A 21,614-nucleotide genomic window follows, 5' to 3' on the forward strand; every position below is an offset into this window, starting at 1 on the left:
CGAAACGGTTATTTTCCCCAAACGTAAAAACGTCGGGGAATATCCAGATAAATTACGATTTTTTTTGCGGCTGGCTGTCAGGCTTATCGCCCGACTCTGGCGCTTCGGAGGGGTCGTCTTTTTCGACAGCGAAACGGTAGTATCTATTTAGCATAACATGTCTCCCTTAGTTACATTCACTTGGCAATATCTACCTGGCCGTTATAAAAATAACGGCAAAACAAAAAAACAGCGTCTTCAAGACTATTTGCAATTTCAGCAAAATACGCTTAGCTGAAAGTTAAGAATAGACGTAAAACGATAACCTTCAAGTCAACGCGGTTTACGGGACGGGGGATTAGCACAGGGAGAATGACCGCAACGCTCGCTGCGCGGCGGCCATTTTATATGGTCTATCAAAAAGATAACCGTTAAGGTCCATTCAAACCCGTTAGTTTGCCTTCCCCTCAATCAAGCCATTGATCGTAGAAAATACCGCCGGCGCGCTGGTCGCTTCCGCAAACTCGACATTAATATTTTGCCGACGCAGCATATCGAAGAATTTACGTTGCGCATCAAGAATAACCTGATCGCCTACGCGCATATTTTCTGCTTTAGTTTCAACCAGTAAATAAACGCTGTCGGCGTCCTGACGCTCAATACGGTACACAAAATCCGGCGTAGTAGAGCCCCCCGTATATTTGGGGATCTGAATGGCCCGCTTAGGCAGTTTGCCAAACACAGAAACCTGTTGCGGATAATCGTATTTTAATAGCGGCAATTCTGGATCGACGCTGTCATAACGCAACGGCGGTATTTGATAGAGAGAACGAGGATCGTCTATCGCATTCTCATCCACATTTTTCCCCACAATTTCAGCGCTAATCTCCTCTCTGAACTGCCGTGCCGTGGAATCAAATACCGACGTTGAAGCCTGGAAGTCGAGAGGCAGATAATCGTGGCGCTGCGCAAAATGCGCATTAATCCGCGTCTGTAATGCGCGGGTCATATTGTCCAACGAGATCTCGCTTAAATAGCGTGAATCTCCGTGCAAAACATCACGCAGCATCGCCATTAACACCGGGTGCAGGACGTTAACCGGCAGACTGGTGCGTAACGCCAGTTGCTTAAGAAAATGGCCATATTTCATGCCCGCCATAAATTCGCTGGCGGCTAATTCGCCTTCCCGCTGCGCCACTTCAAAACGGCCATTATCTTCATTCGATACCAGCCGTTGTTGCACCTGGCTTGGCTTCTGGCGTATATACAGCGACGGATCGCGCAGCACCTCGGCGGCAATCTGTTCCAGAGAAGCGCCGCTACGCTCGAATTGCAGCATATAACGGCGGGAAAACTGCTCCCAGATACTGCTAAGTTGTTCCCAATTCTCTTTGCGTAACCTGACTCGCAGTCGGGAGGCGGGCTTATTGTCACGAATGCGATCCGCTCGCACCCGCGCCTGCGTCAGCTCAGGGTAGAACTCCAGTAGCCACGCAAAGCCACTTTTGGTTTCCCCGTTAAGCGTGACGCTGGGTTTAAACTCATTACTCCGGTTGATCAGTTTTTTATCATCCAGATCTTCCAGCAAACGAAGCTCCGTAAACGCAGGATCGACTTTTTGCCGCTCGGTGACGATGAGTGTGATCATCGCCTCATCCAGTTTCTGCTCGTTAAGCTGAACTTTGCTGTCGCGATTAATCTCATCAACCAGCATACTGGCAAACGCTTTTTCATCATAACCAATCAGAAACGACAGTCGGGACGGCCACTCTTCCTGATGAACGCGATGGCCGTTTTCATCTACCGGTAGCCGCAGGCCGCGCCCCACTTCCTGAATTTTGCTCGACTCGCTACCGGAAGAACGTAATTTAGCAATGACAAAAACATTCGGGTTATCCCAGCCTTCGCGAAGCGTCCATTTTGAAAACAGAAAGCGGCGCGTTTCCCAGTTGTCGTGATGGTCTGAAAAACTGAGCAACTTCTCTTTATTTTTCAGAATATCATCTACCTCAGCCTGGATCGCCTCATCGCCGCTTCCGCGGTCTTCGCCAAAGTAACCAGCGTGGACGTTTTGGTTATCCGAGTGCAGGCTGGCGAGCGTGGCCTGCAGAAACGACAGATACTCCACTTCTCGCGGCAGGGTCTTGCGCTGATAATCGTCAATCAGTTGCGTCAGTTTCTTTTTCAGCAAACGCTCAAAAGTGACTTTCAACCAGCCTTCGTCATCACGATAGCTTTTAATACTGTCAATAAAGAAAAGGCTTAAGGTCTTAATACGCGGGGCATTATTTTCTGGCTCATTGCTGCGTAAGAAATTTGCCTGCTCGGTATCAAAATGCTTATCAATGGCGTCCTGAATAATCAGTTCCTGGTAGCTCGCGCCAAAGGTTCCTGGCACCAGCGCCATCCCTGCCTCCAGCTCCAGATCGTTCGACAACATTTTACTGCCGGCATATTCGATACTGCCTTCAAATCCTGCATCGACATCGGCGAGATTTTCGCCCACGCCAACCTCGGCAATTTTGCTCCCCCGTCGGAGGATTAATTTCTTTGCCGTGACGCTGTCAACGATATAACGATTGTTGGCCTGTTCTTCGGGGAGATTCGGGTAATAAATATCAATACCTTTCACCAAACCATCGTTAAAACTGTCCACCGCGTTGAGATCAAACTGCGGTTGCCGGCGATAGTAATCTTTACGTACACATTTATTTTTACCCTTACCTTCGACAATATCCGGGAAGGTAGCGCCAAAGCGGACGATCATTTGCGGCTGAATGGCCTGAATCGCTCGATAAAATTTGTTATCTCGCGCAAAACGATGCGGTTCATCAATAATGACCACCGGTCGCGTCATTTGCAGCCCTTTAACAGGCGACGTCAGCCCGCCCAGGAGCGTTTGATCGTAATCGTCTCGCGTCATACTGGCGGAATTGAGCATTTGCGCATTGATCAGCAAAACCTGAATCGTATGGCTATCACGACGGCTGGCATCAGTAAAACTTAATAACTGGGCCGGAAAATTTTTACGCCCCGACTTTACTTTAAAATCACCGGCGTTGATGGTGCAAAGTTCCATCCGCGTATTTTCGTAGAACTGTGAAAAATGCTGTCTGGCGTAATCGCTGGTGATAAAGTTCCGCGCGCCTTCTTTAATGGCTGGCGTCGGCACCACCAGCACAAATTTGAAGAGGCCATACTTCTGATGCAGTTCATACATCAACCGGGTATAGACATAGGTTTTGCCCGTCCCGGTCTCCATTTTAACGTCAATATTGGCCTTATCGTCGTAACGTTCCTTAATCAGCGGATTAGCATAGTGATTATGATCGGCCTGCGCGTGATCGATACCGGTGAAACTCGCCAGAATCGCCGCTAACGCCTGTTCCTGATGGGGAAGTTCTTCCAGTAAAATATTCATCATCATCCCCTCTTAATAACGCTTCACCAGGTTCACTTTTTGATCAAGCTGTTTTAAGCCGATTTCCAGTTCACGAATGGATTCAAGGTCGAAAGAGTAGCCGTAAATGACAATGGTCTGAACCGGAAGCTGGTGCGTACCAATGTGGTTGAGAAGATCGCGGGTCTGCTCTGTTCCCCATCGTTCATCAATCAGATACAGGCGCGTATTATCAACATACCTGGCGCAATAGCCGGAAAAATCAATGGCCTGTACGTCAATATCCATTTTATAACCATCGGCGACCAGCCATGTCGTTAATAAGGTCTCTTCGCCGCTTGCGCCGCCCGGCACGCCCAATCCTCTGGCGGAAAAAGGATTGATCATGTCGGTAAATCCTGACTCGGTGAAAGCGGCCAGTTGACCGCTGGTATTGATAAAATGGCCGGTAGCAATATCGAAGCTATCCAGATCGTCCAGCGTCTGCTGTGTCGGAGTGGCAAAACGATAATGTTTAAAACCGAGATCGCTATTGGTCGCGGGATTGTTGGCGCGGATCTTCGCCGCAACGCGTGTAATTCGCTCGCGGCTGATTTCATCAATAGTGTTATAACCTGCTTTTTTCGCGATAGTGTTATTGCTTAATGCCTGATCGATAGTACACAGAATAAACGTGCGCTGCCCCCCATCTTCTTCATTCAGCGCCATCACCGCATGGGCCGTAGTACCGGAACCGGCAAAAAAGTCCAGAACGACGCCGTCTTTATCGATAGCGAGCTTGATGATTTTCTTCAATAATGCGGTCGGTTTCGGCGTATCAAAAACGTTGTCGCCGAAGAGATCCAGAATCTCCTTTTTCCCCTCTTTATTCGACGCTACGTTATCCCAGTAATTGGTCGTTGGCTGCCCTTTACTGTGATGCGCGTACATGACTCGCTGGGGAATACCGCCGTTATCTTTGCCAAAATAGACCAGATTATCGGCCACCAGTTTTTGGTAACTGGCTTCAGGATAAGCCCATAGTCTTTCGTGTACCGTACCGTTCGGCGTGGTAATTTTATAGGTATAGCCGCCGCCGCTCAGCCCTTTTGACACCGTTAACGGCACCGGCCGCCATTTCCCTTCTGGAAACTGTTCGGTCGGTTCTTTATAGGATTTCTGAATATACTCTTTAGAAAGCGGTTCTAAACGTAAAGCGCCCTGACCGGTTTTGGCATAAACAAGAATGTATTCCCCCTGGATGGAAACGTTATCAGAGTCGTTAGAAATCTCTTTTTTGCGCTTCCACATCACATTGGTGACAAATCCGCCTTCGCCAAAAATCTCATCCATCATTAATTTAAGATTGGCGTACTCATTATCGTCGATAGAGATAAAAATAAATCCGGTATCTTTCAGGAGTTTCCTGGCCAGGAAAAGACGCGGATACATGAAAGATAACCACGCGGAGTGCGTCGATTTACCCTGAATGGATTTTAAACGTGCCAGTTCAGTATCATTAAGACCAAACATATCCTGCAACGCCCGATCGCTATATTCAAAATGATCGGGATAGACAAACCCGTCCGATCCGGTGTTATAAGGGGGATCGATATAGATCATATCGACGGTATCGGCGTAATTATTTTGCAGATGGCGTAACACATCCAGATTATCCCCGGTCAGAAAAAGATTATGGCTGTTTTTATTTTCTGCCAGAGTATTGTGTTCCACGTCAGGAACGATAACGGTAACGGATTTTTCACCTGCCTGTTTTTTTGCGTAATCTTTACCAATAAAATCAATCTGATAACCGCTAGTCAGCTCATCAATATTACGCGCTTTCAGCGCGCGCTCAAATTTGGCGAGATCAAATCCGCCTTTCGCGATCAGTTCGCCCTGCTCGTTATAGCGATCGGCGGTAAAAAATTCCGGTAATGCACGTTGTAACTCAGACAGAAAGGCGCTATTCGGGGCAACAGACTCGTTGTGTTTTTGGTTATCTTTCAACATGATATCTTCGCTCCGTTGATAATTTTAAGGTGCAGCAATCAATTTCTTATAAAGAAAAAAGTAAGCGATGATTGTAATGGTCACGAACGGCAGATGCCATCATTAACCTTTGTTGTTCGTTGAAAGGGCGTAAAAACCACAGGAGGAAGGAGCGCTCCCGGCGACAGTATGCGCCAGGAGCGTAGTGTTTACGTGCGATGACTGATGGCCGACTCCGGGAGGGCGTCGCTATCTGTACCGGAGATGACGACTCCCCGGGTCTCGCGACCAAATGCCACAAATACACAGATTAAAATAGCCACCGCGCCAGCCACGATCGCCATTGCCAACCCGTAATTGCCACCATGCGTTTCCGCGATGCGGGCCTGTAACGTCGCATTAACCGACGCCAGTAAATTACCCAGTTGGTAAACAAACCCTGGCAGCACGGCGCGCGCATTCGCCGGAACCAGCTCGTTCAGCCAGGTCGGCACGACACCCCAGGCGCCCTGCACCATAAACTGCATCAGGAACGCGCCCAGGCCAATCGTGAATGATCCGCTGGAAAATGCCCATAGCGGGAGTACCGGAAGCGCAAGAAAGGCGGCGATCATGATCGCTTTTTTACGCCCAATACGTTCCGATAGCGTACCGTAGAAAATACCGCCGAGCATCGCGGCAATGTTATAAAAAATCGCAATGATACTGATCAGATGCGGATCAAAACCATGCTGCATCTTCAGGAAGGTAGGATAGAGATCCTGCGTGCCGTGACTGAAAAAGTTAAAGAACGCCATGACCAGCACCAGATACAGACACAACTTCCACTGTTTGCGCAGAACAGGAAGCAGCGCGGTATTCTCTTTACGCGCGCTGGCCGCCAGCCAGACGGGGGATTCCGGCACTTTAAACCAGATATAAGGCAGCAAGACAACAGGCAGGGCGCCAATCAGGAACATACCGCGCCAGCCTACCATACTGTAGAAGAGGCCAAAAATAACCGAGGCGAACAGATAGCCGCAGGGATAGCCCGCCTGAAAAATGCCCGACATCAGGCCACGCGAACGATCGGGAATGGTTTCCATCGCCAGTGATGACGCGACGCCCCATATCCCGCCCATCGCCACGCCGTACATGACCCGAAAAATCAGAAATGCCATGAAGGTGGGCGACCAGGCGGAAAGCAGTTCAAACACCGTAAAAAACAGAATATTGAGCATCAGTATCGGTCGACGTCCGTACTTTTCCGCCATTCGGCCAAATAGCAGCGCGCCAATGGGACGTACCGCCAGGGTCAGCATAATCGCAATGGAAACGTCCGATACGGAAGCGTGAAACCATTCGGCGAGATCGCTAAGTACAAAGACAAGGATAAAGAAATCAAACGCATCCAGCATCCAACTGGTAAAGCTGGCAAACGCCACATGTCGTTGTGTCGTCGTCCAGTTCAGGGGGGTGTACATAGGTAGTGTCCTGCATCAAAAAATAACATCAAGCTTTGAAGCGGGCGAAACGCTGGAGCGCTCCCGTCGTCAAAGCGACGTAACAAGGTAGCGTTGCGCTACTTATTTGTTATCTTTTTGTATATAGCAGGTAAAATGTTAGCAAAAATAGACAAATCATTACATATTATTAACAAAGCTTACTGACACATGATTTGTCACACTTTTTATGGGGATTATCTCATGCAAAGGAAAGCGAAGCGTGGCTAGCGTATCGCGACCGGCCTGTCGCCAGACCGATCGCCATTGACGATTACCTCTCGCGCGGCGGGAAACCGGCCTTTTGCAGGGCGGCGGCAATCTGCTCCGCGGATAGCGACGTTTCAACGTCAACCAGACGCGTCGCCGGGTCGGTTCTCACCGTCGCATTAGCATCGAGAGTCAGAATCGTCTTTTTTACCGTACTGGCGCAGCCGCCGCAGGTCATGTCATCAATATGGAACTGCATAGTGAACTCCTTTTGTGTGGGAACTGTTGCCAGTCTGGGCCTTGCCAGTGTTGGAAGGTCAAGCGTAATCTCAGGACTTACAGACGCTTTGCCAGTCCGTGGCGACGAGGACGGCGCAATACCGCTCCGGTACGCGCCTCCGGCTCGCTATCGTCAGGTTGTCCAAGCGTATGCAGAATGGGGCAATCTGGCAGCGCGTCGCCAGCGCAGCAGTGAATCAGCGCTTTGAGGGTTTGCGCCATGTGCTGCATGCTCTGGATGCGTCTGTCCAGTTCATCAATGTGCGTCTGCGCCAGGCGTTTGACGTCAGCGCTTTGCCGCGACTGGTTATTCCAAAGATTCAGTAAGTCGCTGATTTCAGCAACTGAAAAACCGAGGTCGCGCGCGCGGCGTATAAAATGCAATTGATTAACATCAGCCTGGGTATAGGCCCGATAGCCGGAATCCGTCCGACTTGCCGCGGGAATCAGACCAATCTGTTCATAGTAGCGAATCATTTTGGCCGAGACTTTCGATGCTTTAGCTGCTTTACCGATGTTCATGACGCTCCTCCTCATGTCGTGGATGTGTCGGATGGGGTTGCCATCGGCGCCCGGAAACGGCGCAGCCGCAAAGCGTTGCCCAGCACGAACACGCTCGACATCGCCATCGCCCCTGCGGCGAATACCGGGGACAATAATATGCCCCAGACCGGAAATAGCGCGCCTGCCGCGACAGGAATCAGCGCCGTATTGTAAGCAAAGGCCCAGAACAGATTCTGGTGGATATTGCGGATGGTCGCTTTAGACAGCGCGATAGCATTCGGCACGCCTTGCAGGTTGCCGGACATTAGTACGACGTCGGCGGATTCCACCGCCACATCGGTGCCGGTGCCAATCGCCAGCCCCACGTCGGACTCCGCCAGCGCTGGCGCATCGTTGATGCCATCGCCGACAAACGCCACCTGCCCATACGCCGCTTTCAGGCGCCGTATCGCCTCGACTTTCCCTTCTGGCAATACCTCGGCAACCACGTCATCAATTCCTAACTGTCTGGCGATAGCCTGTGCTGTCCGGGCATTATCGCCAGTGATCATGGCGACCTTAATCCCGAGCTGATGTAAAGCGTTAATTGCGGCGGGCGTACTGGGTTTGATCGGATCGGCCACGGCGATAATCGCCGCCAGTTGACCGTCAATAGCCGCATAGAGCGGCGATTTCCCTTCCTGCCCTAACCGTTCGGCGGTGGTGGCGAAGCCGCTAATATCCACGCCAATTTCGCGCATATAGCGATCGGCCCCCACGTCAACACGCGTACCGTCAACGGTAGCGTATACGCCCATCCCGGTCACCGATTCGAAGCCGTTCATGCCTGGTAGCGCGATCCCTTCCTCTTCTGCCGACACGACAATCGCACGGGCAATCGGATGCTCTGAACGCGATTCTACCGCCGCGACTTTCGCCAGCACCTCACGGCGCTCAAAGCCGCTGGCCACGTCGAGATCGGTCAGTACCGGGCGGCCTTCGGTAAGCGTCCCGGTTTTGTCTACGGCCACCACCTTAGCGTCTTTGAGTAGCTGTAACGCCTCCCCCTTACGGAACAGCACGCCCATTTCCGCCCCACGACCGGTTCCCACCATAATGGAGGTCGGCGTCGCCAGGCCCATCGCGCAAGGACAGGCGATAATCAGAACCGCAACACCATTGATCAGAGCGAAAGTCAGCGCAGGCGACGGCCCAAACGCCAGCCATACCACAAAGGTCAGCGCAGCAATAAGCATTACCATTGGGACAAACCACAGCGTCACTTTATCCACGACGGCCTGAATCGGCAGTTTTGAACCCTGCGCCTGTTCCACCAGACGAATGATTTGCGCCAGCATGGTCTGTCCGCCGACGGCGGTCGCCCGCAGCGTGAGCGCGCCTTTTTGGTTGACGGTACCGCCCACCACCGCGCTTCCTGCGGATTTCTCAACCGGTATCGGTTCGCCGGTAATCATCGACTCGTCAACGAAGCTGCGGCCTTCGGTCACTTCGCCGTCAACCGGGATCCGCTCGCCTGGCCGAACCTCCACACAGTCGCCCAGCACAACCTCGTCGACAGGGATATCCACGATGCGGCCCTCGCGTAACACATGCGCGACCCGCGCCTGTAGCCCCACCAGACGTTTAATCGCTTCGGAAGTCCGCCCCTTCGCCCTTGCCTCCAGAAAGCGCCCCAGCAGAATAAGCGCGACAATCACTGCGGCGGCCTCGTAATAGACGTTTACCGTCCCTTCAGGCAACAGGTCGGGCGTAAAGGTCGCCACCAGCGAGTAGCCGAACGCCGCTGCGGTTCCCACGGCGACCAGCGAGTTCATGTCCGGCGCCAGACGCGCCAGCGCCGGGAACCCTTTAAGGTAAAAACGGCGACCGGGGATCATCAGCACCAACAGGGTCAGTGCAAATTGCCAGTACCAGCTTTGTTGCAGGCCAATCGTTTTTATCACCCACTCGTGCATACCAGGAATAAGGTGCGAGCCCATTTCAAGCACAAAAACGGGGAGCGCCAGCACGCTGGCGAGAATCAGATCGCGCTTCAGCCTGACGCGCTCGGCCTCTTTTTTCTCTTCAGAGTCGTCTTCGCCCTGCCCCGCCGTCTCTATCGGTCGCGCCTCATACCCCGTTTTTTCAATCGCCGCGATCACCGCCTCCGCCAACGCCGTCCCGCGAACGGTGGCGCGCTCCGTCGCCAGATTCACCGTAGCGTCCGTTACGCCAGGCACAGCCTTAATACCTTTTTCAACGCGAGCGACGCACGACGCGCAGGTCATACCTTCAATAAGCAAGCTTATCGTGTCGTGACGATTTTCTGACTGACTCATGACGAGTTCCCCATCCTGACTATTCGGTATCAGAAAGCCTAAAGCTTGCCATTGTGGGAAGGTCAAGCGTATTCAGGCTGCACGGTTCGGCGAGAATGTGAGATGGCTCATAAAAGAGGATGATGCGAGACATTTACGCCACGATGCCGACCCACGCCCCGTAAAAACCCGTCAGGAACGCTTGACCTTTCCTTCGTTGTAACGCCTAGCCTTTGCCAAAAATTCTGCGGCAGCGTTGCGGAATGGCCGACACGCTGCGGTAAAGAGGGAAACGACATGCGTAGAACATTCAAAATTATGTTGATAGCCGGCGTCATCGCCGCCGGCGGGGGCGTGATTTACATGGCCGGCGAAGCACTATGGGATAAAGACAACGCCGTCGGACCACCGGCCAGCGCGCCGCCTCCACCGTCGGTACCGGTTGCTAAAGCCCTTAGCCGTACACTCGCGCCTACGGCGGAATTCACCGGTTTTCTGGCCGCGCCGGAGACCGTGGAGCTGCGTTCGCGCGTGGGAGGAACTCTTGACGCCGTCAGCGTTCCGGAAGGACGTCTGGTAAGCCGCGGACAACTGCTGTTCCAGATCGATCCGCGCCCGTTCGAGGTCGCCCTCGACACCGCCGTCGCGCAATTACGTCAGGCTGAAGTACTGGCCCGCCAGGCGCAGGCGGATTTCGATCGCATTCAACGACTGGTCGCCAGCGGCGCCGTATCACGTAAAAACGCTGACGATGTCACCGCCACGCGTAATGCGCGACAGGCGCAGATGCAATCGGCCAAAGCCGCCGTCGCCGCAGCGCGCCTTGAACTCTCCTGGACCCGTATTACCGCGCCCATTGCCGGACGCGTTGACCGCATACTGGTGACCCGGGGCAATCTGGTCAGCGGCGGCGTAGCGGGTAACGCCACGCTTCTGACGACTATCGTGTCTCACAATCCCATGTATGTGTATTTCGATATTGACGAAGCCACCTGGCTGAAGGCGTTACGGCATACCCGCTCCGACAAAAATCCACCGGTAGTCAACATGGGGTTAACCACCGATAACGGGCTGCCTTATCAGGGCGTACTCGACTTTATGGGCAATCAGATGAACCGCAGCACCGGCACTATCCGGGCACGCGCCGTGATTCCTGACCCCGACGGAATGCTTTCTCCCGGCCTGTTTGCCCGAATCAGTTTGCCCATCGGCGAGCCGCGGGAAACCGTGCTGATTGACGATCTGGCGGTGAGCGCCGATCAGGGCAAAAACTATGTGCTGATCGTCGGCAAGGAGAATCAGGTGGAGTATCGTCCGGTTGAGCTGGGACAAATGGTCGATGGACTCCGCGTCGTTACACAGGGAGTACAGCCGGGAGAAAAAATCATCCTCAAGGGGCTGGTGCGTCCTGGCATGACCGTTGCGCCGCGTCTGGTGCCGATGCGGCAGAATATGCCCGAGAAACAGACCGCGACATTGACTAAAGCGGACGGCGACAGCGCGTCGAAGGCGGTGCACCAATGAAATTCACCCACTTTTTCATCGCACGGCCCATCTTCGCCATCGTCCTGTCGCTGTTAATGCTGCTGGCTGGCGCTATCGCCTTTTTAAAACTGCCGCTGAGTGAATATCCGGCCGTTACGCCGCCCACGGTACAGGTTAGCGCCAGCTACCCCGGCGCTAACCCGCAAGTGATTGCCGATACGGTAGCCGCGCCGCTGGAACAGGTGATCAACGGCGTTGACGGCATGTTGTATATGAATACCCAGATGGCCATTGATGGTCGCATGGTTATCTCTATCGCCTTCGAACAGGGAACCGATCCTGATATGGCGCAAATTCAGGTGCAAAACCGGGTATCCCGCGCGCTGCCTCGCCTGCCCGAAGAAGTCCAGCGAATTGGCGTTGTAACGGAGAAAACGTCCCCCGATATGTTGATGGTGGTTCATCTTGTCTCGCCGCAAAAACGCTATGACTCGCTTTACCTGTCTAACTTCGCCATCCGGCAGGTTCGCGACGAACTGGCCCGTTTACCCGGCGTCGGCGATGTTCTCGTCTGGGGCGCGGGCGAGTACGCCATGCGCGTCTGGCTGGACCCGGCGAAAATCGCCAACCGCGGTCTTACCGCCAGTGATATCGTTACGGCGTTGCGGGAACAAAACGTACAGGTCGCCGCCGGTTCCGTCGGGCAACAGCCGGAGGCCTCCGCCGCTTTTCAGATGACGGTAAACACGCTGGGCCGCCTGACCAGCGAAGAACAGTTCGGCGAGATTGTGGTAAAAATCGGCGCTGACGGCGAGGTGACGCGTCTGCGTGATGTCGCCCGCGTCACGCTGGGCGCAGATGCCTATACGCTGCGCAGTTTACTGAATGGCGAAGCGGCGCCAGCGTTACAGATTATTCAAAGTCCGGGCGCCAATGCGATTGACGTTTCTAACGCGATTCGCGGCAAAATGGATGAGTTGCAGCAAAACTTCCCGCAGGATATCGAATACCGGATTGCCTATGATCCTACGGTCTTCGTGCGCGCATCGCTACAATCGGTGGCGATTACGTTGCTGGAAGCCCTCGTGCTGGTCGTCCTTGTCGTGGTGCTGTTCCTGCAAACCTGGCGGGCGTCCATTATTCCTCTGGTGGCGGTTCCCGTTTCGCTGGTCGGCACCTTTGCCTTGATGCACCTGTTTGGCTTTTCGCTGAATACGCTTTCGCTGTTTGGTTTGGTCCTGTCGATAGGTATCGTTGTCGATGACGCCATCGTTGTGGTCGAAAACGTGGAACGGCATATCTCGCAGGGCAAAAGTCCCGGAGAGGCGGCAAAGAAGGCGATGGATGAAGTCACTGGTCCCATTCTTTCTATTACCTCGGTGCTAACGGCGGTCTTTATCCCTTCCGCATTCCTGGCGGGCCTGCAGGGTGAGTTTTATCGTCAGTTCGCGTTGACCATCGCTATTTCGACCATCCTTTCGGCCATTAACTCGCTGACGCTCTCCCCTGCGCTGGCTGCCATTTTGCTAAGACCGCACCACGATACTGCGAAGGCTGACTGGCTAACGCGGTTGATGGGCACGGTCACTGGCGGTTTTTTCCATCGCTTTAACCGTTTCTTCGACAGCGCGTCGAACCGCTATGTTAGCGCCGTCCGTCGGGCCGTGCGCGGCAGCGTCATTGTGATGGTGCTCTATGCTGGCTTTGTGGGGCTGACCTGGCTTGGCTTCCATCAGGTGCCGAACGGGTTTGTGCCTGCGCAGGATAAATACTATCTCGTCGGCATCGCCCAGCTCCCAAGCGGCGCATCGTTGGATCGCACAGAGGCGGTCGTGAAACAGATGTCCGCTATCGCGCTGGCGGAACCCGGCGTTGAAAGCGTCGTCGTCTTCCCCGGTCTGTCGGTTAACGGCCCGGTAAATGTGCCAAATTCGGCGCTGATGTTCGCCATGCTGAAACCCTTTGACGAGCGTGAAGATCCTTCGCTTTCCGCTAACGCTATCGCCGGAAAGCTAATGCACAAATTTAGCCACATTCCCGACGGATTTATTGGCATCTTCCCGCCACCGCCGGTTCCAGGGCTTGGCGCGACGGGCGGCTTTAAATTGCAGATTGAAGATCGTGCGGAACTGGGATTTGAAGCGATGACAAAGGTGCAAAGCGAGATTATGTCTAAGGCGATGCAGACGCCCGAACTGGCCAATATGCTGGCCAGTTTCCAGACAAACGCCCCGCAATTACAGGTGGATATCGACCGGGTAAAGGCGAAATCAATGGGGGTATCGCTCACCGACATCTTTGAAACGTTGCAAATTAACCTCGGCTCGCTTTACGTCAACGATTTCAACCGATTTGGCCGTGCCTGGCGGGTGATGGCGCAGGCCGATGCGCCATTCCGTATGCAGCAAGAGGATATCGGCCTGCTTAAAGTCCGCAATGCGAAGGGCGAGATGATCCCGCTTAGCGCTTTCGTCACGATTATGCGCCAGTCGGGGCCGGACAGAATCATCCATTACAACGGCTTCCCCTCGGTAGATATTAGCGGTGGACCGGCTCCGGGCTTCTCCTCCGGACAGGCGACGGACGCGATTGAAAAGATCGTGCGTGAAACGTTACCGGAAGGGATGGTCTTCGAATGGACCGATCTGGTTTATCAGGAAAAACAGGCCGGCAACTCTGCGCTTGCTATCTTTGCGCTGGCGGTGCTGCTGGCCTTCCTGATCCTGGCGGCGCAGTACAACAGTTGGTCGCTGCCCTTCGCCGTCCTGCTTATTGCGCCTATGTCATTACTCTCAGCCATTGTCGGCGTGTGGGTATCTGGCGGAGATAACAATATCTTTACGCAGATTGGTTTCGTGGTGCTGGTCGGCCTGGCGGCCAAGAACGCCATTTTGATTGTCGAGTTTGCCCGCGCCAAAGAACACGACGGCGCAGACCCGCTGACCGCCGTACTGGAAGCGTCCCGCCTGCGTCTGCGTCCTATCCTGATGACCTCATTCGCCTTTATCGCAGGTGTAGTACCACTGGTACTCGCGACGGGTGCCGGCGCGGAAATGCGACATGCGATGGGCATCGCCGTGTTTGCCGGCATGTTGGGCGTCACGCTCTTCGGCCTGTTATTGACGCCTGTATTTTACGTGGTGGTTCGCAGGATGGCATTAAAGCGTGAGAACCGCGTTGATTCACATGATCAGCAAGCATAATGATGGGAATGGCATAATGAAGATCACTTTTACAGGCTATCGGCAGACCGCCACGCTGGCGACGCTTGCTTTCGTCACCACGCTTGCTGGCTGTACGATGGCGCCGAAGCACGAACGCCCCGCATCGCCGACTGCGATGGTCTATCCCTACGCAACGTCAACCGTTTCTGGCGCGCCGGATGCCGCTGACATTGGCTGGCGTGATTTCTTCCACGATCCGCTTCTACAGGAACTGATCGCGATCGCGTTACGCAATAATCGGGATTTACGCAAGGCAGGGCTCAATGTTGAAGCCGCCCGGGCGTTATACCGCATTCAGCGCGCGGAGATGCTGCCGACGCTCGGCATCGCCACCGCCATGGACGCCAGTCGCACTCCCGCCGATCTCAGCGTCATGGACGAGTCTGAGATTAACCGACGCTACGAGGCGGCTGGGGCGACGACGGCCTGGGAACTGGATCTCTGGGGGCGAGTGCGAAGCCTTAGCGACCAGGCATTAGCCGCCTATATGGCGCTTGATGAGACGTACATTGCGGCGCGAATGAGCCTGGTTTCCGAAGTCGCCAGCGCCTGGCTGACGCTACGGGCTGACCGGGAGCTGCTGCGCTTAACCGAGGATACGCTGGCCGCGCAAAAAAGTTCATACACATTGACGACCCAGCTTGCCCGGACAGGTAACGCCACACAGCTCGATCTGCGTATGGCGGAGATCGCGCTGCGTTCTGCGGAAATCAATCGCGCGGCGTATACGCGACAGTTGGCGCGGGATCGTAACGCGCTGGAATTGCTGTTGGGCCAGCCGCTCACGCCTGAACTGTCGCGTCGACTAAACGAAGCGGTCACGCTTACGGAAGGCGCGATCCCGACCACATTGCCAGGCGGATTACCGTCAGATCTGCTGGTACGCCGCCCGGATATTCGCGCCGCCGAGTACAGACTGCGTGGCGCAAACGCCCGAATAGGCGCAGCGCGCGCCGCCTTCTTCCCGACAATCAGCCTGACAGGCACGGCGGGAACGGCCAGCGCGTCTCTTAGCGGACTCTTTGAACCGGGATCGGGAAGCTGGCGTTTTCTACCGCAAATCACCTTGCCTCTCTTTCACGGCGGCGCATTACGCGCTGACCTGGATAGGGCGCATGTCCAAAAACAGATTGAAATCGCCAGGTATGAAAACGTTATTCAGCAAGCCTTTCGCGACGTGGCGGATGGTCTGGCGGGACAGCGTACGCTGAATGACCAGGTGCAATCAGAACAACGCGCGGTTGAAGCCAGTCAAATCGCCTATGAGCTGGCCGGACTCCGTTTTCAGGAAGGCGTCGATGACTACCTTACGCTGCTTGATACCCATCGTATGCTTTATGGCGCACAACAGCGCCTGGTACGCACACGTCTCATGCAACAGTTAAATATCATTAACCTGTATAAAGCATTAGGCGGCGGTTGGCGGGAATACAGTGAGAAAAAGCAAGGTTAGCCCAAATAGCGCGCGCGTCGCCAGTGCGGCGCGCGCGCTAAACAGGCATATATTACCTGCAAAATAAGGTTAACGAGGGCAACGATAAACGTTCCCGCTTAACGTGACATTCGTTTGTTTGCTTGAGCCCGAACCGTGCCATGAACTTCCTGTCTGGCCTGCACGCTGGGTTAACAGGACTACCGTATTTCCGCCCATTTTATAAGCTTTGTTTTTCAGATCGTTACGGGCACCCGTTTCCAGGTTACTGTTGGAAGTCCAGCCACCGGTAAAGAAATTCCCCTGGCTGCCCGTGATATCCCCTAAGTAGCTGCATTCCTTACCTGGCTCGCTGGTCATCACCCGTACCTGTTCAGCGCCATAATTCAACGAATTAGCGCTACATGCGGTTAAAGCCAAGCCGACGAAACATACTAAGATCTTTTTCATACTAATACCTGGTCTATTAATCATTAAATAATAACGCGTTCTTGCTTCTGAACGCCGTCAAGGAACTATATTTAAGATGTAACGAATGTCTTTCATTTGCTGAAGAAAAGTCTCTGTCATAATGCTATCATGTATGCTTGAGGCTATTTCTTGTTCAGTTTTTTCAATATGCTCTCTGAGGCTTATTTTTGTTTTTTCGTCAAGCGCCGAGATAAGTATCTTAATGGCAAGCAGCATAGTAGGATTGATGCTTTCACACTCTCTCATCGTTAACTTTTTCATCTTTTTTGCTTCAAGCCTGATCGGCGTTTTTGTCTACACGGCAAATTTTAGATGCGAAGATATGGCGACTTCTTTGGTAAATAAATAGCAAATGGAAAAAGCGTTTGAAGCCATATTTACGACAGATACGCAATCTATGAATGTACAAAGTCTTACGACTCATGCCATAGCTACTGGCGATCTGACTCATCGACTTTTTATATAAAAAGTGCCATAACAACTCCTCCTCCTTTTTTGTCAACGGCGCAAGTTCACCGACCGCTACTTCGTTTGCACAAGCGTATTTAATGAAATGCTCAATAAAAACAGGCTTTGCCAAATCGGGATCGATATCAGGATCTCTATCGCAGCCATGTGGATAAAGTTTTCCAATATCTCTGCGCGTGAGCCAGATTCGACGAGCATGTGGATAATGCTGCATGAGCGCCTTAAAACCTTTCCAGACCCCCTGAATCAAAACTCGTCCATCAATAATAATTATGATATCTTCGCTAGCTGATATCTGACACGAATTATATTCTCCATTGAGTGGGAACATAAAGCACTTCCCATCCTCAAAGAGTGAAGCGATGCCTAAATAAGTATAATAATCATCCGTTAAAACTATACCTATCGTTTTTAACGGAAGTTGTTCCGATAGTGAATTTATCATAATTTCATCAATAGAATAACGCTACGGTGAGTGTTTTATCTTCCTCTTAAGATTACCTGAGCGCTCATAACCATCCCTATTCTGTAGCAGCGCCATATTATTTTTAATTCCTTGCCATAAACGTAACGCTTATAATTTTAATGTCAGAAGCGATAACCTACGCTGACACCAAATGTATTGGTATCCACAGCAAAGAAACGACTGGCTTCCCATGATGCATCGATAGATATACTCTTAACTGGATTAAATATTACGCCAGCGCCGTAGGCAAAGGACTCTTCTTTTGAGTGTTTATTAAATTTCATCGTCGCTATACCCGCATTGCCGTACAGGCTCACATAGTCATTAAAACGATATGTTGGTCCAAACATCAAAGAACCATAGTCTACAGAATCGGAACCATTTTTATGCAATTTCCCCTCTTTCCAGGTGTAGTTCTCCATTTCATTGCGCGTCGCGGTGAATGATCCTAACATCCCCCAGGTCTCATTGAACTCGTAACGATATTTAAAATTAAAGCCTCGCAGATCTTTGCTATCGCTATTTTTCAATGAACTGAGATGAGTTTGTGCATAACCAAACGATACGGTGTGCTGATCGTTAGCCAAAGCTAAAGGTGACGCTAATAATAAACCTAAAAAAACAAGGAACGAAGACCGTCTTTTCATTAAAACCACTCCATTTTTGATATATAATTAAGGCGGTACCGGAACTTATGGCACACAAATAGCATTTAGATTAAGAGCACCTAATGCGCTTATTACCAGTCATGCCAACTGCGGAGGTAATATACCCTGATATATTCGATAATGGATATGAAATCAGTCTTACAGAGTTCTTACTTTTTTATTAATAGCGGATTCATAGTTGCTTCAGACCCGATCCTGGCATCGCATCCGTCAGGCGGGCTGCGAGAGGTTATCAGCGAGTATCAGTTACCGCCATGAAGAGTAAAAAAAACCCATAACTCATTGTTTTTAATGTTATTTAACTGGTGTTCGAGTTAACCTTTACCCTTGCGGAGGGCAATTTCGCAACTCGCTTTCTGACGCATTCAGACAACATTCAGATCTACTGCGCGGTACAAACGTTATAAAGCTGCCGATTAAGAGAATAAAAAAAGGTTTTCTCACCCACTTTAGATATTCGAATCTCATTAGCCGCTTCCGGATGCAGAACCCGTAAATATGATAACAGATCGCCAGCCGTGTCCGTGGCAAAGACTTTTACCTGGGATACTTCGAACGTATAAACACCAGGCGCTGTTCGATGTAAATTTTTCATATATACGTCCCGGTATAATATTTTTACACCGTTATCTTTTGTTTTTATTTCATATTGAAGCGTAATTCTCTTCATCTTAAAATCAAGAACAAGATTGCCATCGGCATGGATATCTTTAGGTTGTATCGTCGTTACCGTTCTTGTCGTACATAAAAATTCATTAGTATTAATAGAACTATGGTTACTGTTTCGTACCCAAACTACCATCAGTACGACTGAAACAGCCAGCATACCAAGCGTCGCCACGCTTAATAACGTTCTTTTATGGAAATGCATTTCGGCTCCGCTATATCAAGTTGGTTAAGACACTGGACAAAAATATTTGTATTAGGAACGCGAATGTAATAAATGATTTTTCCGTTTTGTTTATGTATTTCATTACTCATCTCAGAGTACGCTTCAACGATATCCGTCAGATGGGTTTTATCATGCCCGACACTATAAAAAGTGTATCCATCATACGAACCCTGGAGGGTAAAATAATCAATATTTTCACCCTTAACTTTATACATCATAAAAAACATCAGAAGCGCGGCCAGGCAAAAGTAGAGCCAATCTTTTTTATTCACAGCGCCCGGTATTGGGGTAATAATAGTGTCATCGTGCCGCACTTCAACCGTCGATACTTCTGTTTCAGCAACAGCAGGCAACGGCGTATTTTGCGCCTCATCACTCAACGGTTCAATGGAAACGGAGAGTAAAACACCCACGCGAGGGCGAGTCACAACAGACGCCCCCTTAAGACCAATTTTATCAAATGATCCTCGTAGCTGGTTAATCAGTTTATAATAACTGGCATCAGAGACCACGACACCTTTGCGCCCCCAGACATAGTTAATTAAATCATCTTTTTTAAAAAGGCCTTCATAAAAAGCGATAAGCAAACTGCGTTCCGATTCAGATATCGTTATCGACTCTCCGGCGCAGGAAAGCGTCATTCGTTCACAATCAAGAATAACCCTTTTGTCAATCAGATAATTGTTCTGACTCATAAAAATATCCGCCCCAGTGCTATCACGTTTCTTCACGGCATAAACATATTACCAGGATATATCGTGCTATTGAATTTTTTTCCGTAGCGAGCTCCTGTATTATTCAGCCACCAGGCCACTCGCAGATTCGTTTTCCCCCTTGAGCAAACCATTTTGCCTCTGGGCCGACTTGCCAAGCCAGCTCATAAAGTCATTAGCCCCCATCGGCCTGGCATAAAGAAATCCCTGAACGAATCCTACCCCGTGGCTTAAGATGTAACGCAATTGGTGCTGGGTACTGACCCCTTCGGCAACCACATTGAGCCCCAGTCGCTGACTCAGCGTAATGATAGTATCCAGGACAGGAACATCATTGCTGCTGGTATCAATGGTATCGATAAACGTTCTGTCTATTTTAAGAGAGTCTACAGGTAATTGTTGGAGATAGGAGAGTGAGCAATAGCCGGTCCCAAAATCATCAATCGCTATTAACACGCCTTTTTCACGGAGCGTTGAAAGTTTTTCTGCGACCTGTGAAGGTTCTACAATCAGGCTACGCTCGGTGAGCTCCAACATAAGCGTTATCGTTCCCAAACGAGTCCTGAGCGCCTCTATATCTTGTATAAAACCGTCATCCATAAGATGCGCAGGCGATATATTTACGCTGATATAGAAATCATCCGGTACAGTCCAGTTTATCACGTCATGAGCAATCAGTTCGAACAGATGACGAGAGAGAGGAATAATCATGCCTTCATTTTCTGCGGCGGTAATAAAAATATCCGGGGTTATAAAACGGCCATCCGGTTGCGGCCAGCGCATTAGCGCCTCCACGCCGCCGCAACTAGCGTGTTTAACATTAAAAACAGGCTGATAATGTACCGTAAACTCATTGTGCGTTATTCCCCTGGCAATCTCCCGGGCCAGAGATAAACGTTTTAAATACCAGCGCCTGTAGAACAACATCATCCCTACAGAAAGACACAATGACAGCGGAACAAAAATAAAAAGGTTTTGTAACCAGTATGCCGATAACGTTGAGAAAGGGGTTCGCACCATCAGCTGGATAGTGTGATCGGTTGAGGTGAAGCGCTGCGTTAAAAACGCCTTACCGCGCAACGTCGCAGCGCTGGTAATCGCCTCCCCTGCGCCGAATGTCAGGCTAAAGGCTGATGCTCTCTCTGCTGCCAATATCTCTATGAGCTCCTGGACATACTGCGAATCCACAATGACGAAGGCCGCTTTATTCGCTGCTACTTTTTTCACATAAACCACAACAAGGCGATCGGGTCCTTCGGCCATACTACCGATAGATCGCAACCACCGTTCCGGATAAGAAGCAGGTAAAGAAAGCCCTGCCAGCCGGGAAAAATGATAGCGTTCGGTTCCTGTGACAAAGGAGCAAGTGATATCACCATTTTCCAGAAACCCAATGTCACGTACATAAGGAGTGAAGGCCCGCGTTCTGGACAGTTCTTTCAGCGTATCAGTGCAGGAACTCTCAGCCAGTCTGGCGGCTTTTCCGGCGACTTGCCAGGAGGCGGCGGATATATCCGCGCTAAACCGCAGCAGCGTATTGGCGCTGACGGCGATATCTCGTTTTAGCTGGGAGATACCCGCGAGTAACCCCACCAATATCATTACGATCAGTGGAACAGCAATAAACAACATCAGAAATAGCTTTCTTACTTTCAAATCATTGCCCTCTTACCG

17 protein-coding genes are annotated in these 21,614 nt (G+C 51.4%); 3 read left to right on the top strand and 14 right to left on the bottom strand.

The window, feature by feature from the left end; genetic code table 11:
• Window positions 1–52: 52 nt before the first annotated feature.
• From ssaA to golT, 7 genes are all read right to left on the bottom strand, one after another.
• Window positions 53–154 carry a small effector SsaA gene (gene ssaA / locus ACLJRS_RS13305; RefSeq protein WP_000934834.1) on the bottom strand — a complete coding sequence of 34 codons (102 nt, stop codon included), beginning with the start codon at window positions 152–154 and terminating at the stop codon, window positions 53–55.
• Window positions 155–430: 276 nt separating this feature from the next.
• Window positions 431–3,403 (bottom strand): type III restriction-modification system endonuclease, encoded by a 2,973-nt coding sequence (locus ACLJRS_RS13310; RefSeq protein WP_077906472.1) that lies wholly within the window; start codon window positions 3,401–3,403, stop codon window positions 431–433.
• A 9-nt stretch (window positions 3,404–3,412) separates the two neighbouring features.
• Window positions 3,413–5,371, bottom strand: a complete 1,959-nt coding sequence (locus ACLJRS_RS13315) for a site-specific DNA-methyltransferase (RefSeq protein WP_000910361.1) — start codon at window positions 5,369–5,371, stop codon at window positions 3,413–3,415.
• A 188-nt stretch (window positions 5,372–5,559) separates the two neighbouring features.
• Entirely contained in the window at window positions 5,560–6,813 is a 1,254-nt protein-coding gene (locus tag ACLJRS_RS13320) for an MFS transporter (RefSeq protein ID WP_000288509.1), read from the bottom strand.
• Window positions 6,814–7,105: 292 nt separating this feature from the next.
• Entirely contained in the window at window positions 7,106–7,300 is a 195-nt protein-coding gene (gene golB / locus ACLJRS_RS13325) for a gold resistance metallochaperone GolB (RefSeq protein WP_001159470.1), read from the bottom strand.
• 77 nt (window positions 7,301–7,377) lie between these two features.
• Entirely contained in the window at window positions 7,378–7,842 is a 465-nt protein-coding gene (gene golS / locus ACLJRS_RS13330; protein ID WP_001020586.1) for an Au(I) sensor transcriptional regulator GolS, read from the bottom strand.
• Window positions 7,843–7,853: 11 nt separating this feature from the next.
• On the bottom strand, window positions 7,854–10,142 hold the full coding sequence (gene golT / locus ACLJRS_RS13335; protein WP_000083298.1) for a gold/copper-translocating P-type ATPase GolT: 2,289 nt from the start codon (window positions 10,140–10,142) through the stop codon (window positions 7,854–7,856).
• A 276-nt stretch (window positions 10,143–10,418) separates the two neighbouring features.
• Between golT and mdsA the strand changes: the two genes are divergently transcribed.
• From mdsA to mdsC, 3 genes are read left to right on the top strand one after another with little or no spacing between them, the layout of a single operon-like run.
• Window positions 10,419–11,645 carry a multidrug efflux RND transporter periplasmic adaptor subunit MdsA gene (mdsA, locus tag ACLJRS_RS13340; protein ID WP_001254839.1) on the top strand — a complete coding sequence of 409 codons (1,227 nt, stop codon included), beginning with the start codon at window positions 10,419–10,421 and terminating at the stop codon, window positions 11,643–11,645.
• Complete coding sequence (mdsB, locus tag ACLJRS_RS13345) at window positions 11,642–14,809, top strand: multidrug efflux RND transporter permease subunit MdsB (RefSeq protein ID WP_000673151.1); 3,168 nt, start codon at window positions 11,642–11,644, stop codon at window positions 14,807–14,809. Before mdsA ends, mdsB begins: the two co-directional genes overlap by 4 nt.
• A gap of 16 nt (window positions 14,810–14,825) precedes the next feature.
• Window positions 14,826–16,283, top strand: coding sequence for a multidrug efflux transporter outer membrane subunit MdsC (gene mdsC / locus ACLJRS_RS13350; RefSeq protein WP_001672617.1), 1,458 nt, complete (start codon window positions 14,826–14,828; stop codon window positions 16,281–16,283).
• Between the two features lie 69 nt (window positions 16,284–16,352).
• Here mdsC and ACLJRS_RS13355 read toward each other — a convergent pair whose 3' ends face one another.
• The 7 genes from ACLJRS_RS13355 to ACLJRS_RS13385 form a co-directional block, all read right to left on the bottom strand.
• Window positions 16,353–16,712, bottom strand: coding sequence for a DUF4156 domain-containing protein (locus ACLJRS_RS13355; protein ID WP_000722978.1), 360 nt, complete (start codon window positions 16,710–16,712; stop codon window positions 16,353–16,355).
• Between the two features lie 57 nt (window positions 16,713–16,769).
• The gene (locus ACLJRS_RS13360) at window positions 16,770–16,994 is read right to left on the bottom strand and encodes a hypothetical protein (protein WP_000737128.1); all 225 of its coding nucleotides are present in this window, start codon (window positions 16,992–16,994) and stop codon (window positions 16,770–16,772) included.
• A gap of 10 nt (window positions 16,995–17,004) precedes the next feature.
• Entirely contained in the window at window positions 17,005–17,646 is a 642-nt protein-coding gene (locus tag ACLJRS_RS13365) for a helix-turn-helix transcriptional regulator (RefSeq protein ID WP_000610827.1), read from the bottom strand.
• A 143-nt stretch (window positions 17,647–17,789) separates the two neighbouring features.
• Window positions 17,790–18,314: an Ail/Lom family outer membrane beta-barrel protein gene (locus ACLJRS_RS13370; protein ID WP_000830239.1), complete on the bottom strand. Its 525-nt coding sequence runs from the start codon at window positions 18,312–18,314 to the stop codon at window positions 17,790–17,792.
• 403 nt (window positions 18,315–18,717) lie between these two features.
• Window positions 18,718–19,206, bottom strand: a complete 489-nt coding sequence (locus ACLJRS_RS13375) for a hypothetical protein (RefSeq protein ID WP_000545415.1) — start codon at window positions 19,204–19,206, stop codon at window positions 18,718–18,720.
• Window positions 19,179–19,922, bottom strand: coding sequence for a transcriptional regulator (locus ACLJRS_RS13380; protein WP_000081377.1), 744 nt, complete (start codon window positions 19,920–19,922; stop codon window positions 19,179–19,181). Before ACLJRS_RS13380 ends, ACLJRS_RS13375 begins: the two co-directional genes overlap by 28 nt.
• A 99-nt stretch (window positions 19,923–20,021) precedes the next feature.
• Window positions 20,022–21,596, bottom strand: a complete 1,575-nt coding sequence (locus ACLJRS_RS13385) for an EAL domain-containing protein (protein WP_000868304.1) — start codon at window positions 21,594–21,596, stop codon at window positions 20,022–20,024.
• Between the last annotated feature and the right edge of the window lie 18 nt (window positions 21,597–21,614).

Source organism: Salmonella sp. SAL00670 (genome assembly GCF_046552235.1).
Lineage (GTDB): Bacteria > Pseudomonadota > Gammaproteobacteria > Enterobacterales > Enterobacteriaceae > Salmonella > Salmonella enterica.

Excerpts from the sequence above, each read along its gene's own strand:
- mdsB (WP_000673151.1), top strand. The coding sequence starts at position 11,642 with ATGAAATTCACCCACTTTTTCATCGCACGGCCCATCTTCGCCATCGTC.
- mdsC (WP_001672617.1), top strand. The coding sequence starts at position 14,826 with ATGAAGATCACTTTTACAGGCTATCGGCAGACCGCCACGCTGGCGACG.
- golB (WP_001159470.1), bottom strand. The coding sequence starts at position 7,300 with ATGCAGTTCCATATTGATGACATGACCTGCGGCGGCTGCGCCAGTACG.
- ACLJRS_RS13320 (WP_000288509.1), bottom strand. The coding sequence starts at position 6,813 with ATGTACACCCCCCTGAACTGGACGACGACACAACGACATGTGGCGTTT.
- mdsA (WP_001254839.1), top strand. The coding sequence starts at position 10,419 with ATGCGTAGAACATTCAAAATTATGTTGATAGCCGGCGTCATCGCCGCC.
- ACLJRS_RS13360 (WP_000737128.1), bottom strand. The coding sequence starts at position 16,994 with ATGAAAAAGTTAACGATGAGAGAGTGTGAAAGCATCAATCCTACTATG.
- ACLJRS_RS13380 (WP_000081377.1), bottom strand. The coding sequence starts at position 19,922 with ATGAGTCAGAACAATTATCTGATTGACAAAAGGGTTATTCTTGATTGT.
- golT (WP_000083298.1), bottom strand. The coding sequence starts at position 10,142 with ATGAGTCAGTCAGAAAATCGTCACGACACGATAAGCTTGCTTATTGAA.
- ACLJRS_RS13375 (WP_000545415.1), bottom strand. The coding sequence starts at position 19,206 with ATGCATTTCCATAAAAGAACGTTATTAAGCGTGGCGACGCTTGGTATG.
- ACLJRS_RS13370 (WP_000830239.1), bottom strand. The coding sequence starts at position 18,314 with ATGAAAAGACGGTCTTCGTTCCTTGTTTTTTTAGGTTTATTATTAGCG.
- ACLJRS_RS13365 (WP_000610827.1), bottom strand. The coding sequence starts at position 17,646 with ATGATAAATTCACTATCGGAACAACTTCCGTTAAAAACGATAGGTATA.
- ssaA (WP_000934834.1), bottom strand. The coding sequence starts at position 154 with ATGCTAAATAGATACTACCGTTTCGCTGTCGAAAAAGACGACCCCTCC.
- ACLJRS_RS13355 (WP_000722978.1), bottom strand. The coding sequence starts at position 16,712 with ATGAAAAAGATCTTAGTATGTTTCGTCGGCTTGGCTTTAACCGCATGT.
- golS (WP_001020586.1), bottom strand. The coding sequence starts at position 7,842 with ATGAACATCGGTAAAGCAGCTAAAGCATCGAAAGTCTCGGCCAAAATG.
- ACLJRS_RS13315 (WP_000910361.1), bottom strand. The coding sequence starts at position 5,371 with ATGTTGAAAGATAACCAAAAACACAACGAGTCTGTTGCCCCGAATAGC.
- ACLJRS_RS13310 (WP_077906472.1), bottom strand. The coding sequence starts at position 3,403 with ATGATGAATATTTTACTGGAAGAACTTCCCCATCAGGAACAGGCGTTA.